This window comes from Actinocorallia aurea (assembly GCF_054783995.1).
In genome coordinates this window covers 60,729-77,562 of the sequence record NZ_BAAGPQ010000022.1, presented here as the reverse complement: position 1 = coordinate 77,562, position 16,834 = coordinate 60,729, and the positions used below count along the sequence as shown (strand labels likewise).

The following is a 16,834-nucleotide window of genomic DNA, read 5'->3' as shown; positions in this document are numbered from 1 at the left end:
TACCGCCGACGGGACGTCACAGCCGCTCGAACGGCACCGCGTAGGCCACCCCCGCGGCCCGTCCCCCCTCGGCGAGGATCGACCTGACCATCGCCTGCGGCTCCGGCGCGTCCTCCAGGCCGGCGAAGTAGACCCGGTGCGCGGCGAGCGCCCGCAGGCCCGTCTCCAGGTGCTCGCCGACGTCCACGAAGTGCGTCGCCGACGGCGAGTTCGCGAACAGGCAGAACCGGACGCCGTGCCAGGCGGACTCGGGCAGATCGCGGAACACCCACGGGTTCGACGCGTCCCGGACCGCGTCGGCGACCGCCCGCCCGAGGACCCGGTGGTCGGCCATGTTGTACGCGCCGGGCCCGAACGTTTCCCTGAAGTTCAGGGAGACGACCACCTCGGGGCGGTGCCTGCGGATGGCCGCCGCGAGCGCGCGGCGCAGCGGGACGCCGTACTCCAGCGTCCCGTCGGGGAAGTCCAGGAACTCCACGGTGTCCACCCCGACGATCCGCGCCGCCTCGACCTGCTCGGCCGACCGGATCGGCCCGGTCTCCTCGGGCGGCATCTTCTGGATCCCCGCCTCGCCGCGGGTGGCGAGCACCTCTACGACCTTCTTGCCTTGCGCGGTCCACCTTGCGATCGCCATGGCGGCGCCGTACTCCAGGTCGTCGGGGTGCGCCACGATCGCGAGCGCCGACGCCCAGTCCTCCTCGACAGGCTCCATGAACCCACCCTAGACGGCGGCATTAGGGTGTCCCGGATGAGTCACCTGCCCGCCCGCCGCGTGCTCGTCGCGGCCTCCCTGGCGCTCCTGACGACGGCCGCGACCGCCTGCGGCGGCGGTGCGGGACCCGCGGCGCCGAACGCGGCCTCCCCGCCCGCGGTGACCCCGACCGGCGCCGCCGCGGGGGACGGCTCCCCGGCCGCGACGCCCGAGCCCCCCGCCGCCGTCGCGCGGCCGAAGCCCGCACCCGGTGTCTCGGCGTACTGGGTGCTCTACGACAGGCGGACCGGCAAGACGCTCAGCAAGAGCGGCGCGCACAAGACGCTGCGGTCCGCCTCGGTGGTCAAGCTGTTCATCGCGCTCGACTACCTCGGCAGGCGCAAGGGGAAGGTGGAGGCCGCGCACGCGGCCCGGTTCGCCAAGATGCTGCGCTCCAGCGACGACGACAGCGCGACGTTCTTCTGGAACCTCGGCGGCAAGGGCGCGATCGTCACCCGGATGCGGAAGAAGATCGGCCTCGCGGATTCCGCGCCGCCTCCCGCGGCGCAGCCCGGCTACTGGGGCTACACCGCGATCAGCGCCGCCGACATCGCCGCGAGCTACCGGTTCCTGCTGGACAAGGCGGCCCCGAAGGTGCGCGACACCGTCATGGGCCACCTGCGCGAGTCCACCAAGTGCGGCACCGACGGGTTCGACCAGAGCTGGGGCATCCCCTCGGCGACGAAGCGGGCCCATGCCGTCAAGCAGGGCTGGTCCGGGTTCGGGCTGACCCCGCCCTACCCGTGCGCGAACGGCTCCCGCTACGTCCCCGCCGCCGGGCCCGACCTCGGACTCGGCAGGCCGGTCCTGCACACCACCGGCACCCTCGGCGCGCAGTCCCGCTACATCGTCGTCGTGCTGACCCTCAACCCGGCGGGCGCCTCCTACCGGGTCTCGGGCCAGCGGCTGACCAAGCTCACCAAGGAGCTCATCAAGGGCCTTTGACGGTCCTCTAGGAAACGTCGGGGCCCTGGGCGAGCACGACCTCGGCCGTCACGCCCTCGGCGGTGTCCTCAGCGACGGTGAGGTGGGCGATGACGCCCGCGGCGGCGAGGTCGGCGCGGGCGACCAGGGCCGCGTCCGCGCCGCGCAGGACCGCGCCCGCGACCTCGGCGCGCATCGAGGCGCCGGCCGTCGACTTGGCCTTGCGGACCTGGGACAGCGCCTCGGCCGTCGCGGTGAGCACCCGCACGTCGCCGCCCGGCGCGTCCGGCTCGGGCCACGGGGCGCGGTGCACCGAGCCGTCCTTCCACCACGACCAGACCTCTTCGGTGGCGAAGGGCAGGAACGGGGCGAACAGGCGCAGCAGGGTGTCGAGCGCGGTCCGCAGGGCCGAGCGCGCGGCGGCCGACGCGGGACCCTCGCCGTAGGCGCGCTGCTTGACCAGCTCCAGGTAGTCGTCGCAGAACTGCCAGAAGAACCGCTCGGTGACGTTCAGGGCCCGCGTGTAGTCGTAGTCCTCGAACGCCGCGGTCGCCTCGGCGACGACCTCGGCGAGCCCGGTGAGCATCGCGCGGTCCAGCTCCGTGAGCGCCGCGCCCTCCCCCTGCGGGTCGGCCTCGCCGGGCAGCCCGAGCACGAACTTCGAGGCGTTCAGCACCTTGGTCGCGAGCCGGCGGCCGACCTTGATCTGGGCGGTGTCGAACGCGGTGTCCGTGCCGGGCCTGCCGTTGGCCGCCCAGTACCGGACGGCGTCGGAGCCGAACTGCTGGAGCAGCCCGAGCGGCGTGACGACGTTGCCGACGGACTTGGACATCTTCTTGCGGTCCGGGTCGAGGATCCAGCCGGACAGCGCGGCGTTCGTCCACGGCAGCTCGCCGAACTCCAGCTCGCTGCGCACGACCGTGGAGAACAGCCAGGTGCGGATGATGTCGTGCGCCTGCGGGCGCAGGTCGAACGGGAAGACGCGGGCGAAGAGGTCGGGGTCGTCGATCCAGCGGCCCGCGATCTCGGGGGTGAGCGAGGAGGTCGCCCAGGTGTCGAAGATGTCGGGGTCCGCGGTGAAGCCTCCCGGCACGTCCCGCTGCTCGGCGGCGTAGCCCTCGGGGACGTCGGTCGACGGGTCCACCGGGAGCAGTTCCTCGGCGGGCACGAGCGGCGCGTCGTAGCGGGGCTCCCCGGCGGCGTCCAGCGGGTACCAGACGGGGATCGGGACCCCGAAGAAGCGCTGGCGCGACACCAGCCAGTCGCCGTTCAGGCCCTCGACCCAGTTCTCGTAGCGGGCGCGCATGTAGGCGGGGTGCCAGGAGATCTTCCGGCCCGCCTCGACGAACCTGCCGCGCAGGTGCTCGTCGCGGCCTCCGTTGCGGACGTACCACTGGCGGGTCGTGACGATCTCCAGCGGCCTGCTGCCCTTCTCGTAGAAGCTCACGGGCCGCGTCACGGGCTTGGGGTCGCCGTCGAGGTCGCCGGAGGCGCGCAGCATCTCCACGATCCGCTCGCGCGCGCCGTGCAGGGTCCGGCCGGCCAGTTCCGCGTACGGCTCGGCGGGGACGCCCGCGGGGGCCTCGGGCGCGATCCGCCCGTCCCGCCCGACGACGGCCCGGATCGGCAGGTCGAGCTCGCGCCACCACACCACGTCGGTGGTGTCGCCGAACGTGCAGACCATGACCAGGCCGGAGCCCTTCTCGGGATCCGCGAGCCGATGCGCCAGGATCGGCACCTCGACGTCGAACAGCGGCGTGCGCGCCGGCCTGCCGAACAGCGCGCGGTACCGGGCGTCGTCGGGGTGCGCGACCAGCGCGACGCAGGCGGGCAGCAGCTCGGGCCGGGTCGTCTCGACGTGCAGGGGCCCGTCGGGCCCGCGGAAGGCCAGCCGGTGGAAGGCGCCGGGCTGATCCCGGTTCTCCAGCTCGGCCTGGGCGACCGCGGTCCGGAAGGTGACGTCCCAGAGGGTCGGCGCCTCCGACAGATAGGCCTCCCCGCGCGCCAGATTGCGCAGGAAGGCCCGCTGGGACGCGGCCCGAGCCCGGGCACCGATCGTGGTGTACAGGTGGCTCCAGTCGACGGACAGGCCCACCCGGCGCCACATCTCCTCGAACGCCTTCTCGTCCACCTCCGTCAGCCGCTCGCACAGCTCGATGAAGTTCCGGCGGCTGACCGGGATCTGGTTCTTGCCGGGCTTGTCCGGCGGCTCGAACGAAGGGTCGTAGGGCAGCGACGGGTCGCAGCGCACCCCGAAGTGGTTCTGCACGCGCCGCTCGGTCGGCAGGCCGTTGTCGTCCCAGCCGATCGGGTAGAACACCTCCTTGCCGCGCATCCGCTGGAACCGCGCGACGGTGTCGGTGTGCGTGTAGGAGAAGACGTGCCCGACGTGCAGGGAGCCGCTGACGGTCGGGGGCGGCGTGTCGATCGAGTAGACCTGCGCGCGGTCCTTGGTCCGGTCGAAGGCGTAGGTGCCCTCGCGGTCCCAGACGGCTACCCACTTGTCCTCCAGGCCGTCGAGGGTGGCCCTTTCGGGGATGGCGCGGGTGCGTGGCGTCTCGGTCATCCGCCAAGGATAGGGATGCCCGGCGAAGAAGGCGCGCAGTTATCGCCGCTCTGGGGCCGGAGGCGCGATCGCGATAGCGTCGGGTCCACCGGTGCGCCGCACAGAGCGGGCGCGCCGTACGAGCGAGGAAGGGGCGACGATGGCGCAGAAGCCCGATGTCGGCTGGAAGGTCTTCGCCGGCATCACGGGGATGGTCGGCGGACTTGCCGCGCGCAAGTCACTGGAACTGGTCTGGCGCAAGGGGACCGGGCGCAAGCCGCCCGTCAGCCCCGAGTCGCCGGACGTCAGCCTCGCCGAGGCGCTCGGCTGGGCCGTGCTCATCGGCGTGGGCATGGAGGTCACCCGGGTGCTGGTCACCCGGCTGGCGGTCAAGCAGTGGGAGCACACCACGGGGTCGCTGCCCGCCCACCTGGTGAAGCTGAAGGAAGAGCTCAAGGACGAACTGCGCTGACGCGAGGTACGCGCGGGGACGGGGTGTGCCGCCCGTACCCGCGCGCTCCTAGTCCTGCGGAGGGGGCCCGGGCGGCGGCAGTTGGGGATGTCCTCCGCCCAGGTGTTTGTGCGGGTCGTGTCCCGGCGCGCCCTTCGGGAGGGTGCCGTAGCGGGCCAGGTCGTCCCTGACCTTCTCGGCGAGCTTCTTCGTGGCCGCCCGGTTGAGCGTCCCCCCGGCGACCGCCCCGGTGAGGAACGGCCCCAGGGTCGTCATGTGCCGCCCCAGCACGCCCATCATGCGTTTGCGCAGCGCGGCCTTGGCCGCGCCGCCCAGCCCGACGCTGAGCGAGCCGGAGTCCATCGGGTTGACGCCGCGCTGCTTGGCCCAGGCCAGCGCGTACGTCATGGTGCGCTCGGTGGTCCCGCCCTGGATCTGGATCCCGTGCGCCTCGTGGAGCTCGGCGATCATCTTGGTCTCGATCGCCGCCACGACGAGGGTCTCGGCGACGATCTGGGCCGGGACGGTCAGCAGCAGGGGCGGCGCGGTGAACTGCACCGCGGCGAGCGCGCCGCCCGCCGCGCCCACCGCCGTCGTCCGGTTGACCGCGCCGCGCACCAGCTCGTCGGCCAGCGCCTCGGCGCTCAGCCCCGGGTGGTGCGCCCGCAGGGTCTCCAGGTCGCGTATCGGAATACGGGGGGCGATGCCTGTGAACACGTCGGCGAGCCAGCGCCCGCCCGCCAGCCCTCTGACGCCCGCGCGCCTGGCGCTGGTGCCCAAGAGCTGGGCGAGCCGTCCGAGCAGACGCCCTCGGGTCGCCTTGTCCAGCTCCTCCGTGCCGGACAGGCGACCGACGAGCTCGCCGATCTCGTGTTCTTCGTCCCCCTGCCGGGGTTCGGGATGGTCGCCCTCGCTGGTCATCCCGGTCTTCTCCTCCCTGCTCGGAGCAGCCGTCAGGCCGCGCACTCCGTGCAGACCGGCTCGCCGTTCTTCTCCTTGGCGAGCTGGCTGCGGTGGTGCACCAGGAAGCAGCTGCTGCACGTGAACTCGTCGGCCTGCTTGGGCACGACCTTGAACGACAGTTCCTCGTTCGACAGGTCCGCGCCCGGAAGCTCCGCGACCTCGCCGGCGTCCAGGTCCTCGTCGATGATCCCCGCGGACTTGTCGGTCCGCCGGGCCTGGAGCTCCTGGAGGCTGTCCTCGCCGAGGTCGTCGTCGGTCTTGCGCGGGCTGTCGTAGTCGGTGGCCATCTCTCTCCATCCCCCTCTTGGCCTTACCGGGCTCCCGCCCGGAGGCTCCGTAGTCCTCTATATGCACCCCGTCGCGCGGAAGTAACGCACGGGACGCCGTTCTTGTGCCCGATCCGGGCGGGAAATTCTGTCACGGTTTGCGACCTCCGACACACATGCCGCTACCGCCACTCCGATGGGCGCTGACGGCACGGGCGCTTCCGCCCGGCTCCCGTCCGGAAGAACGGTCGGCGGCTGCGGATGGTCCCCACCTGCTGCGCCCACCGCGGGCGGGATCATACCTGGGAAGAACGGGTCCATGAGTCACGACGTGACCATCCACGGGGAAAAACTCCCTGCGAATCACTCTTTGTGGCGAACAACACCCACGTTCCGGCCATCGGAGACCAGTGGAACGGCGCCCGGGGACCGGTGCGGCGGATCGGAGCCTCGGCCCCGACCCCCCTGTCCTACCCCCGGCAAAGGACCAGAAGTACAGAGAGATCTCATAGTTCTGACTCACGCGATATCGTCGCCGCAATCGCCGCCGCCGCCGCGCGTGGGGAAGAGCTGACCTGGGAGGGGTCGCATGCCGAAGTACGCTCCATTGGAGCAGGGTGACCCGACCGCGCTCGGATCCTATGAGGTGCTCGGACGCCTCGGAGCCGGAGGGCAGGGCGCCGTCTTCCTGGGCCGCGCCGGCGAGGGCCAGTTCGTCGCGATCAAGCTGCTGCACGCCCAGATGAACGCCGACCCTCAGGCGCGAGCCAGGTTCGTCCGCGAGGTGGCCGCCGCGCAGAAGGTCGAGCCGTTCTGCACCGCGCGGATCATCGAGGCGCAGGTCGACGGCGACTCCCCCTACGTGGTGAGCGAGTACATCGAGGGTCCGTCGCTGCACGAGTTGGTCGCCCAGGGCGGCCCGCGGCCCGAACAGGAGTTGAAGCTCCTGGCCATCGGCATGCTGACCGCCCTCGCGGCGATCCACGAGGTCGGCATCGTGCACCGCGACTTCAAGCCCAACAACGTGCTGATCGCCTCCGACGGCCCGCGGGTCGTCGACTTCGGCATCGCCCGGACCGTCAACTCCCAGGAGAGCGCGGTCACCGCGACCGGCATGGTCGTCGGCACCCCCGGCTACCTGGCGCCCGAGCAGCTCACCGGGGCGCCGCTGCAGCCCGCGGTCGACATCTTCGCCTTCGGCGCCACCATGGTGTTCGCCGCCACCGGCCAGTCGCCCTTCGAGGCCGAGACGCTGCCGGTGATCATCAACCGGATCCTCAACGAGGAGCCGAACCTCTCCGGTCTACCGGAGGAGCTGCGCCCGTTGATCGCCCGGTGCCTCGCCAAGGACGCGCTCCAGCGCCCGTCGGCCCTGGACGCCCTGCTCGAACTGGTGCCCCAGTCCGGCGCCGCGCCCGCCTCGGCCACCCAGCGCGAGGAGCTGCTGAACCAGGGCACCCGGATCGCCGCGCAGCTCCCGGCCCCGCCGCCCCCGCGCACGCCGACCCCGGCGCCGTTCTCCTCCCCGGCGCAGCCCTACGCGGCCGCACCCGGCCAGCCCAGCTCGCCGCCCTTCGCGCCGCCGCACGGCGCGATCAGCGCCCAGCCGGGCCCGGCGACGCCGCCACCGCTCCAGCAGCCCGGCTTCCAGCAGTCGGCCTTCCAGCCCGGCCTCCAGCAGGCTCCCCCTCAGCAGCCGCCGCAGCCGCCGCAGCCGCCGATGGGCTACCCCCAGCAGGGCGGCCCGTACACGCCGCCTCCGCAGTACCCGCAGGTCCAGCAGCCCTACGCCCCTCAGCAGGGGGGCTACCCGCAGCAGGGCTTCCCGCCCGCGCCGCCGTTCACCGGCCCGCCGCCGCGCAGGTCGAGCACCGCGGTGATCGCCGCGATCGCCGGCTCGGTCATCATCATCCTGCTGCTGGCCATCGCGATCGGCATCGTGGCCCAGCAGTCCGACGACGAGCCGACCACGACGGTCCAGCCGCCCTCCAGCGCCCCGCTCGACCCGGGCACCGACGACCCCACGCCGGAGGACACCGACGACAGCACCGGCACCTCCACCGGTGACGTCGACTGCGGCGAAGACGGCGACACCTCCTTCTGCGAGGACTACGCCGGCACCTGGACGGGCAAGGTCACCCAGATCAAGCCCAGCGCGAGCTACAACGTCCGGCTGGTCATCGCCGAGGGCTCCACCACCGGGGAGATCACCTACAGCGGCACGAACGAGGACAACAGCGCCTGGTCGTGCGGCGGCACCATCACGTTCGTGCACCACCCGAACGACTCGGTGTGGAAGACCGTCGCGCGCGAGACCATCACCTCGAAGAGCGGCGCCGAGTGCTTCGGCGAGACGTACAACGAGCTGTTCCCCAAGGACAACGGCACGGAGATGTTCCTCACCAAGTTCGCCACCCAGGCCGCCGCCGACGACGGCGGTGGCGACTACGTCTTCATCGGTACGCTGACCCGTCAGTAGGCCCCCGCCAAAAGGACTCCGCGTGTACCCTCCGCCCCCTGGACAGGCTCCGTACGGCACCCCTCCCCCGTTCCCGGGGCCGCCGCCCAGGCGGGGGGTGTCCCCTGCCGTCGTGGTGCTGGGCTCCGCCGTCGCCGTCATCGTCGTGCTCGCCGCCGTCCTGCTCGTCCTGGTGTCCCGGGACGAGCAGGACGGAGGCGGGACGCCGACGCCGTCCGCCGGGGGCTTCGAGGAGGCCTACGCGGGCGTCTGGACCGGCGAGGTCATCCGGATCAAGCCGACCTCGATGAAGTACACCGTGTCCGTGGTGATCGCCGAGGGCTCCCCCACGGCCGAGATCAAGATCACCAACGAGCCGGGCGCGTCCAGCGCGTTCTCCTGCACGGGCACCCTGACGTTCCTGCACCACACGCCCGAGGCCGAGTTCAAGTCGGTCGTGCAGGAGAACATCACCGACACCCAGGGCTCATCGGTCTGCGACGCCCTGTCGTACACGACGCTGTTCCCCAAGCCCGACAACAGCGGCGGCTCGAACGACGGCCTCTACTACAAGAACTACTTCAACCAGTCGGCCGCCGACGTCGACGACGACCACAACGCCATCGGCGAGCTCAAGCGCCAGGCCGGCGCGGCGGCCTGACCCGCCGGACGACCGCGGCGCGGCCGGACCGACCTGCCGCACCGACCGGTCAGCGCGCCGGAGGCTGCGGCTGGAGCGGCAGCCGCACGGTGACGATGAGGCCGCCGCCCGTCCGCGGGCTCGCCACCACGGTGCCCTTGTGCGCGGTGACCACCGAGCGCACGATGGACAGGCCGAGCCCCGCGCCCTTGGCCGACTCGATCCGGTCGCTGTTGAGCCGCCGGAATGGCTCGAAGAGCCGGTCGATCTCGTAGGCGGGGATCGCCGGCCCCGAGTTCTCCACCTGGCAGGCCGCGGCGCCGTCCAGCACCCCGGTGCGCAGGAACATCTCGCCGCCCTCGACGTTGTGCTTGAGCGCGTTGTCGACGAGGTTGGCGATCAGGTGCTCCAGCAGCACGGGGTCGCCGACGGTGTCGGCCGAGGTCAGCTCGGTGTGCAGGGCGACGTCCGGGCGTTCGGCCTCGGGCCGTTTGCGGACGGAGTCCAGGACCGTCTCGGCGACGTCCTTCAGGTCCACGGTCTTGCGGGTGGTCAGCTCCCGTTCGCTGCGCGCCAGCAGCAGCAGGCCCTCGATGAGCCGCTCGTGCCTGGCGTTGGTGGCCAGCAGCGTCTTGCCGACGGTCATCATGTCCGGGGACACCTCGGGGTCGGTCAGCGCGACCTCCAGGAGGGTCCGGTTGATCGCCAGCGGGGTGCGCAGCTCGTGCGAGGCGTTGGCGACGAACCTCCGCTGCGAGTCGAAGGCCTCGCTGAGCCTCGCGAGCATCGCGTCGAACGTGTCGGCGAGCTCCTTGATCTCGTCCTCGGGGCCCTCCAGCGCGATCCGCTCGTGCAGGGTGCTCTCCGACAGCCGCCGCGCCGCCGCGGTGATCTCGTGCAGCGGGGCGAGCGCCCGGTCGGCGACGATGTAGCCGAGGACGAGGGCCATCAGGCTGACCCCGAACAGCGCGAACATCATCCGCTTGACGAGCTGGCCCAGCATGCCGTTGCGCAGGTCGTCGACCGGGACGGTGTAGGAGAACCCGTCCTTGGCCCGGTAGGTCAGGTCGCTCCCCGGCCGGAGGACGTCGCTGAACGACTGGCCGACGAACACGTAGGTGACGGCCATGAGCAGGCAGCCCGCGAAGAAGAACAGCACACCGTACAGAAGGGTGAGCCGCAGCCTGACGCTGACGCGCCTGGGGAGTTCCCGCAGGTCCTTCAGGAGGGTCTTCGGGGAGGTCACAGCCGGTACCCCACGCCCGGGACGGTCTCGATGACGGGCGGGTCGCCCAGTTTCTTGCGCAGGGTCATCATGGTGACGCGCACCACGTTGGTGAACGGGTCGATGTGCTCGTCCCAGGCCTTCTCCAGGAGCTGCTCGGAGCTGACCACGACGCCGTCGGCCGCCATCAGCACCTCCAGGACGGCGAACTCCTTGCGGGTCAGCTCGATCGGGTGGCCGTCGCGGGTCACCGTGAAGCGACCGGCGTCGAGCTCGATCCCGGCCCGGGACAGGACCGGCGGCACCGGGGTGGCGACCCGGCGGCCGAGCGCGCGCACCCGGGCGATCAGCTCCTTGAACGCGAACGGCTTGGGCAGGTAGTCGTCGGCGCCGAGGTTGAGCCCGGCCACCTTGTCCTCCAGCTCGCCCGCCGCGGTCAGCATCAGGATCCGCGCCGGGTAGCGCTGCGCGGTGAGGGTGCGGCACACGTCGTCGCCGTGCACCTTCGGCAGGTCGCGGTCGAGCACGATCACGTCGTACTCGTTGATCCCGGCGCGCTCCAGCGCGCCCGCGCCGTCATAGGCGATGTCGACGGCCATCGCCTCACGGCGCAGTCCCGTGGCGATCGCGTCGGCCATGACCCGTTCGTCCTCGACGACCAGAACTCGCACCCTCGGCTCCTCTTTTCCCCCACCGCGGCTGTTGAGCACCGCGTTCGCGGGTCCGCGACCCTTCCGTTATGCCACAGAACCGGTAAGCGACCGGTAAGGGCCGGACGATCACCGCGCAGGTGACGGCACGGTGGCCAACATTGAAATTCTCTATAGGTAAAGGTTTAGACCAGTCTTGCCCGGGGGTAGGGGGGATCTGACCCGGAAGGACCATGCCCATGCGCGAGTTGAACGAGACGATCCAGCAGCGGCTCAAAGAGGCCTACGCCTCCCTTCAGGCCGCCACGAGGGACGGCGACGCCTACCTCGCAGACCTGCGCCAGTCGGAGATCGACGAGTTGCGGCGCATCGCCGACGCCCACGACCTCCCCACCCGTTAGCCGCGGGCTCCCGGAGAGCGCTCTGCTCCCAGGAGGAGTCAGTCCCTCGCGGGGTCGAGCGGCGCGAGAAGATCGTGCAGCGGGCCGAACAGCTCGGCACCGGCCGCGATCGTCAGCTCGTTCCCCGCGGGGGCACCCCGGAGGCCGCCGACCTTCCCGCCGGCCTCGGTGACGATCAGACTTCCCGCGGCGATGTCCCAGGCGTGCACGCCGCGCTCGTAGTACCCGTCCAGCCTTCCCGCCGCGACCTGGCACAGGTCGATCGCCGCGGCCCCGTTGCGGCGGATGTCCCGGACATTCGGCAGCACCCCGGACAGCACCCGCGCCTGGGCGGCGCGCCGCTCGGCCGCGTAGCCGAATCCCGTCGCGATCAGCGCCCGCTGGAGCTCCGTCTCCGCGGTGCAGCGGATCGGCTCGCCGTTGAGGAAGGCGCCTCCCCCGAGGACCGCGGTGAAGGTCCAGCCGCGCCGCGGCACCTCCACGACGCCCGCGACGGCGGTCCCGTCGACCTCGGCGGCGATGCTCACCGCCCAGTCCGGCAGGTCGTAGAGGTAGTTGACGGTCCCGTCGATCGGGTCGACGACCCAGCGCACGCCGGTGGAGCCGACGGTGTCGCCCTCCTCCTCGCCGAGGAACGCGTCGCCCGGCCGGGCCGCGCCGATCCGCTCGCGGATGAGGCGCTCGGCGGCCTGGTCCATCTGGGTGACGACGTCGGTGGCGCTGGACTTGGTGGCGACCACGTCGGGGCCGCCCGGCGGGCGCTTGTCGACGAGCATCCGGCCGGTCTCGCGGGCGGTGGCGGCGGCGAGGTCGAGCAGGGCCGTGTGATCGGGGTGCGCGGTCACGGTCAGAGCCTTTCGAACAGGTCGCGGGCGAGGGGCGCGAGCGCGGTGCCCGGGGTGGCCGCGCGGACCAGACTCAGGCCCAGCTCGGCGGCGAGGTCGCGGGCCTCCACGTCGAGGTCGTAGAGGACCTCCATGTGGTCGGACACGAAGCCGATCGGGACGAGCACCACGTCGGTGACGCCGCGCTCCTGCAGGACCCGCAGGTGGTCCAGGACGTCGGGCTCCAGCCACGGCTGGCTCGGCGGACCGCTACGGCTCTGGTAGACGAGGTCGAAGCCGCCCGACGCGCCGGAGGCCGCGTGGACGCGGCGGGCGACCTCGTGCAGTTCCGCCTCGTAGTCCGCGCGGCCCGGCTGGGCCAGCGGCACGCTGTGCGCGGTGAAGACCAGCCGCGCCCCGGGAAGCTGGGCGAGCGCCTTCCCGGTCGCCTCGGTGAACGCGCCGACGAAGCCGGGCTCCAGGCAGTAGGCCGGCAGCTTGGTGATCTCGGGCGCTCCGGGCACCGCCTCCCGGGCGCGGTCGATGTCCTCCTGGTACTGGCCGGAGGAGGAGTAGCCGCTGTAGGCGGAGGTGACGAACGCCGCGGCCGAGGCGATCCCGTCGGCCTTCATCCGCGCGACGGTGTCGGCGAGGTAGGGCGCCCAGTTCCGGTTGCCCCAGTAGACGGGGACGTCGACCAGCTTCTCGATCTCGGCCTTCAGCGCGCGGCAGTGGCCGTTGATCGGGCTGACGCCGCCGAAGAGGTGGTAGTGCTCGGCGACCGACTCCAGCCGTTCGCGTGGGATGTTCCGCCCCCGCGTGACGTTCTCCAGGAAGGGCATGACGTCCTCGGGGCCCTCCGGGCCGCCGAAGGAGACCAGCAGCAACGCGTCCATGGGATCAGCCTATGAGACCTCCCCGGATCGGGGGGACCGGCCGCGCCCGGCCCGCCGGGCTAGGCGAACTGCTTGGCGTAGGCGTTCGCCAGGGCGAGCACCTCCTGCACGTACCAGTCGGCGTGGTTGTAGGCGTAGACGGCCTTGTAGAGGTCGCGCTGGGCGCCGGCCGCGCACAGGTACTTCGCCGCGGCGGGGATGGCGTCGTAGGGGTTCATGATGTCGGCCGCGCCGTCGCCGTTGCCGTCGACGCCGTAGGTCTTCCAGGTCGCGGGCATGAACTGCATCGGGCCGAGCGCGCCCGCGCTGGACGGGCCGACGTTCTTGCCGTGGTCGCTCTCGACCTGGCCGATCGCGGCGAGGACCGTCCAGGACAGGCCCGGGCACCTCGTCGCCGCGTCCTTGTACAGGTCGAGGTAGCTGCCGGCCGTGCCGCCGCCCGAAGTGTGCAGGTTCGCCACTTCGGCCTTCTTGCCGAGCACCGCGCGGACCTTCTTCACCAGCGTCGCGGGCTTGACGCCCGGCGCGTTCACCAGGACGGCGACGGAAGGCACGAGCCCCATCCGCGTCCCGGTCTCCGGCGGGACCAGGACGTCCACGCCGGGCAGGCCGAGCGGCGCGGTGCCGCCCAGCACGGCGGAGGGCGCCTCGCCCCCGGCGAGCCGGTAGGTCGCGCCGAGACTCAGCCCGAGGTCCTCGGCCGCCTCGGAGGCCGCGACGAACCTGCCGCCCGCCAGCGCCGTCCACAGCTCCTGGCTCTGCGCGGTGACGGGCGGCGTCCAGGACCGGAACGCCGACGGGTCCACCGCGAGGACGTCGACGGTCTTGCCCTCCAGCGTGATCGCCCCGCCCGACGCGGTGATCACGTCGGCCACCTTGGCGATCTTCCCGATCCGCCCGATCTGGTCCGCGCTCGCCCCCGCGGGCACGACCGCCAGCACGTCAGGCACCACGACCCGCTCCAGCGGCGCGACGACGGGCGCGGCGCTCACCTGCGCGGGCCCCGCTGCCGGGACTGAGGCGGGAGCGGGCTGGTCCACCGCGCCCAGCCGGATCGCCGCCCATACGGCGACGGCCGTCACGGCGAGTACGGCGACGGAGGCCACGGCGGTCACCAGGTGGTCTTTGCGCACCTGAGAAGGCTAGCGCCGGAGGCGACCGCGGGCATTTTCGGACGCCCGGTACGGTTGCCGACTCGGGGGTGAAAGTCATGGCGAATCCGTACCGGGCGCTGTTCGACGTGCCCGGCGCGCGGTCGTTCGTGCCCGCGGCGCTCGTGGGACGCATGGCCATGGCGATGCTGGGGATCGGCATCGTGCTCATGGTCCGGGGCACCGGCGGCGGCTACACGCTGGCCGGCGCGGTCTCGGCGACGACGCAGATCGCGTACGCGGTCGCCTCACCGATGGTCGCGCGGCTGATCGACCGGCACGGCCAGCGCCGCGTCCTCGCGCCGCTGGTCGCGGCGAACGCGGTGGCGATGACCGCCCTGATCCTCTGCGCCCAGCTCGGCGCGCCCTCGTGGAGCCTGTTCGCGACCGGCGTCCTGGTCGGCGTCACCTCGCCGTCGATGGGGGCGCTGGTCCGGGCCCGCTGGTCGCATCTGCTGGCGGCGCGGGCGAAGCCGCCGCTCGGGACGGCTTTCGCGATGGAGTCCGTCCTGGACGAGGTGGTCTTCATCACCGGCCCGACCCTGGCGACCCTGCTGGCCACCGCGGTGATCCCGGCCGGCGGCCTGATCGCGGCGGGGATCTTCACCTTCGCCGGGGGCCTGGCCTTCGCCGCCCAGCACCGCACCCAGCCTCCGGCCTCGCCCGCGCGGCGGGGCGGGCGCGCCGCCATCACCTACCCGGGGATGCCGGGCATGGCCCTGGTCTTCCTCGCGCTCGGCGTGGTGTTCGGGGCGGTCGAGGTCGCCGTGATCGCCTTCGCCGAGGAGCAGGGCAGCAGGGGCATGGCCGGGCTCGTGCTCGCGTGCTTCGCGGCGGGCAGCTGCCTCGCCGGCCTCTGGTACGGCGCGCGGACCTGGGACTGGCCGCTCGCGCGGCGCTTCCGGCTGGGCCTCCTGCTGTTCGCGCTGGGCCTGGTGCCGATCACCCTGGTGAAGAGCCTGCCTCTGATGATGGTGGTGATCTTCTTCGCCGGGCTGGCGATCTCTCCGACGATCATCCCGGCCTACGGGGTGCTGGAGCGCCTGGTGCCGGAGCGGCAGCTCAACGAGGGGATGACCTGGGGCTCGACCGCCGTGGGCCTGGGCGTCGCGGGCGGCGCGTCGGCGGCCGGCGCGATCATAGACGCGCACGGCTCCGGCCCCGCGTTCGGCTTCTCCCTCGGGGTGGGGATCATGGGCGCGCTGCTCGGCCTGGCCGCCGTGAGGCGGCTGAAATACACGTCACGTTTTGATAAAGACAGCAAACGCGAAGTTTCTTCATAATCGGTGACCGCTACCCTCCCTTCCATGTCTGTGGAAACCTGGCGCAACTGGGCGGGCAACCATGCGGTCGTCCCCACCCGCGTCGTCACTCCCCGCTCGACCGAGGAGGTCGCGGCGGCCGTCCGCGCGGCGGCCTCCGACGGCCTGGCGGTCCGCATGCCCGGCACCGGCCACTCCTTCACCGGAGCGGCCCTCGCGGACGGCGTGATGCTGCGCCCGTCCGGCCTCACCGGCGTGCGGTCCATCGACACCGCCACCGGCCTCGTCACCGCCGAGGCAGGACTGCCCCTGTGGCGGCTCAACCAGATCCTCACCGAGCACGGCCTCGCGCTGGCCAACATGGGCGACATCCAGGAGCAGACCATCGCCGGGGCCAGCCAGACCGGCACCCACGGCACCGGCCGCGACCACGCGGGCCTCGCCTCCCAGATCGCCGGGCTCGAACTCGTCCTCGCCGACGGGTCCGTCGTCACCTGCTCGCGCGCCGAGCGGCCCGACCTGTTCGACGCCGCCCGCGTCGGCCTCGGCGCGCTCGGCATCGTCACCGCCATCACCTGGCAGACCGTCCCGGCGTTCCTCCTGCGCGCTCAGGAGGAGCCGATGGCGTGGGACGAGGTCCTGGCCCGCGTCGACGAACTCGAAGCCGACAACGAGCACTTCGAGTTCTACTGGTTCCCGCACAGCGAGGGCTGCCTGACCAAGCGCAACAACCGGGTCGACGGCCCGCGCGAGCCGCTGCCGAAGTTCAAGGCGTGGCTCGACGACGAGTTCATCTCCAACAAGGTGTTCGGCGTCGCCCAGGGCCTCACCCGCCGGGTGCCCGCCACGATCGGCCCGATCAACGGCATCTCCGCCAAGCTGCTCGGTGCGCGCACCTTCACCGACACCTCGCACGAGGTCTTCACCAGCTCCCGCGCCGTCAGGTTCAAGGAGCAGGAGTACGCGATCCCGCGCGAGCACCTCGTCCCGGCGCTGCGCGAGATCCGCGCCGCGTTCGACCGGCACGGCTGGCGGATCAGCTTCCCCATCGAGGTCCGGGTGCTGCCCGCCGAGGACGCGTGGCTGTCCATGGCGCACGGGCGGCGCACCGCCTTCATCGCGGTGCACGTCTACCACCGCAACGACCACGAGGCGTACTTCGAGGGCGTCGAGGAGATCCTGACCGCCCTCGGCGGCCGCCCGCACTGGGGCAAGATGCACACCCGCGACGCCGCCTACCTGGAGACCGTCTACCCGCGCTTCGGCGACTTCACGAAGCTGCGTGACGAGCTCGACCCCGACCGCCTGTTCCGCAACGCCTACACGCAGCGCGTGTTCGGAGCGTAACGGCGCTCCGGTCGCGGAGGCCACCCGGAACATTCGCCGCAGACCACCCGCATCCGCCTGGCCGGGTGGCCCACGGGCCT

General features: G+C 72.2%; 16 protein-coding genes. 7 read left to right on the top strand and 9 right to left on the bottom strand.

Features of this window, described 5'->3' with window-relative positions:
- Positions 1-16: 16 nt before the first annotated feature.
- Positions 17-712: a PIG-L deacetylase family protein gene (locus tag ACYVOM_RS25955; protein WP_460306111.1), complete on the bottom strand. Its 696-nt coding sequence runs from the start codon at positions 710-712 to the stop codon at positions 17-19.
- A 36-nt stretch (positions 713-748) separates the two neighbouring features.
- Here ACYVOM_RS25955 and ACYVOM_RS25950 point away from each other — a divergent pair, with 36 nt between their 5' ends.
- Entirely contained in the window at positions 749-1,696 is a 948-nt protein-coding gene (locus ACYVOM_RS25950) for a hypothetical protein (RefSeq protein WP_460306110.1), read from the top strand.
- A gap of 7 nt (positions 1,697-1,703) precedes the next feature.
- On the opposite strand, the gene valS is transcribed toward ACYVOM_RS25950, so the two are convergent.
- Positions 1,704-4,241, bottom strand: coding sequence for a valine--tRNA ligase (valS, locus tag ACYVOM_RS25945; protein WP_460306109.1), 2,538 nt, complete (start codon positions 4,239-4,241; stop codon positions 1,704-1,706).
- Positions 4,242-4,380: 139 nt separating this feature from the next.
- On the opposite strand from valS, the gene ACYVOM_RS25940 reads away from it, so the two are divergent.
- Complete coding sequence (locus tag ACYVOM_RS25940; protein WP_460306108.1) at positions 4,381-4,692, top strand: DUF4235 domain-containing protein; 312 nt, start codon at positions 4,381-4,383, stop codon at positions 4,690-4,692.
- 48 nt (positions 4,693-4,740) lie between these two features.
- Here the strand turns inward: ACYVOM_RS25940 and ACYVOM_RS25935 are convergent, their stop codons facing one another.
- Positions 4,741-5,592 carry a hypothetical protein gene (locus ACYVOM_RS25935; RefSeq protein WP_460306107.1) on the bottom strand — a complete coding sequence of 284 codons (852 nt, stop codon included), beginning with the start codon at positions 5,590-5,592 and terminating at the stop codon, positions 4,741-4,743.
- Between the two features lie 32 nt (positions 5,593-5,624).
- On the bottom strand, positions 5,625-5,921 hold the full coding sequence (locus tag ACYVOM_RS25930; RefSeq protein WP_123668390.1) for a DUF4193 domain-containing protein: 297 nt from the start codon (positions 5,919-5,921) through the stop codon (positions 5,625-5,627).
- Positions 5,922-6,489: 568 nt separating this feature from the next.
- Between ACYVOM_RS25930 and ACYVOM_RS25925 the strand changes: the two genes are divergently transcribed.
- Positions 6,490-8,379: a serine/threonine protein kinase gene (locus ACYVOM_RS25925; RefSeq protein ID WP_460306106.1), complete on the top strand. Its 1,890-nt coding sequence runs from the start codon at positions 6,490-6,492 to the stop codon at positions 8,377-8,379.
- Positions 8,380-8,491: 112 nt separating this feature from the next.
- On the top strand, positions 8,492-9,019 hold the full coding sequence (locus tag ACYVOM_RS25920; protein ID WP_460306105.1) for a hypothetical protein: 528 nt from the start codon (positions 8,492-8,494) through the stop codon (positions 9,017-9,019).
- A 49-nt stretch (positions 9,020-9,068) separates the two neighbouring features.
- On the opposite strand, the gene ACYVOM_RS25915 is transcribed toward ACYVOM_RS25920, so the two are convergent.
- Positions 9,069-10,244 (bottom strand): sensor histidine kinase, encoded by a 1,176-nt coding sequence (locus ACYVOM_RS25915; RefSeq protein WP_460306104.1) that lies wholly within the window; start codon positions 10,242-10,244, stop codon positions 9,069-9,071.
- Positions 10,241-10,894 carry a response regulator transcription factor gene (locus ACYVOM_RS25910; protein WP_460306103.1) on the bottom strand — a complete coding sequence of 218 codons (654 nt, stop codon included), beginning with the start codon at positions 10,892-10,894 and terminating at the stop codon, positions 10,241-10,243. Before ACYVOM_RS25910 ends, ACYVOM_RS25915 begins: the two co-directional genes overlap by 4 nt.
- 218 nt (positions 10,895-11,112) lie before the next feature.
- Here ACYVOM_RS25910 and ACYVOM_RS25905 point away from each other — a divergent pair, with 218 nt between their 5' ends.
- Positions 11,113-11,274, top strand: a complete 162-nt coding sequence (locus ACYVOM_RS25905) for a hypothetical protein (protein ID WP_460306102.1) — start codon at positions 11,113-11,115, stop codon at positions 11,272-11,274.
- Positions 11,275-11,312: 38 nt separating this feature from the next.
- Here the strand turns inward: ACYVOM_RS25905 and ACYVOM_RS25900 are convergent, their stop codons facing one another.
- The 3 genes from ACYVOM_RS25900 to ACYVOM_RS25890 all read right to left on the bottom strand — a co-directional run bounded on the left by ACYVOM_RS25900 (position 11,313) and on the right by ACYVOM_RS25890 (position 14,127).
- Entirely contained in the window at positions 11,313-12,050 is a 738-nt protein-coding gene (locus ACYVOM_RS25900; RefSeq protein ID WP_460306173.1) for an inositol monophosphatase family protein, read from the bottom strand.
- A 71-nt stretch (positions 12,051-12,121) separates the two neighbouring features.
- Positions 12,122-12,994: a ferrochelatase gene (gene hemH, locus ACYVOM_RS25895; protein ID WP_460306101.1), complete on the bottom strand. Its 873-nt coding sequence runs from the start codon at positions 12,992-12,994 to the stop codon at positions 12,122-12,124.
- Between the two features lie 59 nt (positions 12,995-13,053).
- A complete protein-coding gene (locus ACYVOM_RS25890; RefSeq protein ID WP_460306100.1) occupies positions 13,054-14,127 on the bottom strand; it encodes a lytic transglycosylase domain-containing protein in 1,074 nt (357 codons plus the stop codon).
- 77 nt (positions 14,128-14,204) lie between these two features.
- Here ACYVOM_RS25890 and ACYVOM_RS25885 point away from each other — a divergent pair, with 77 nt between their 5' ends.
- Both ACYVOM_RS25885 and ACYVOM_RS25880 read left to right on the top strand, forming a co-directional pair.
- Positions 14,205-15,428, top strand: coding sequence for an MFS transporter (locus ACYVOM_RS25885; protein ID WP_460306099.1), 1,224 nt, complete (start codon positions 14,205-14,207; stop codon positions 15,426-15,428).
- Positions 15,429-15,452: 24 nt separating this feature from the next.
- A complete protein-coding gene (locus tag ACYVOM_RS25880; protein WP_460306098.1) occupies positions 15,453-16,754 on the top strand; it encodes a D-arabinono-1,4-lactone oxidase in 1,302 nt (433 codons plus the stop codon).
- Positions 16,755-16,834: the final 80 nt, after the last annotated feature.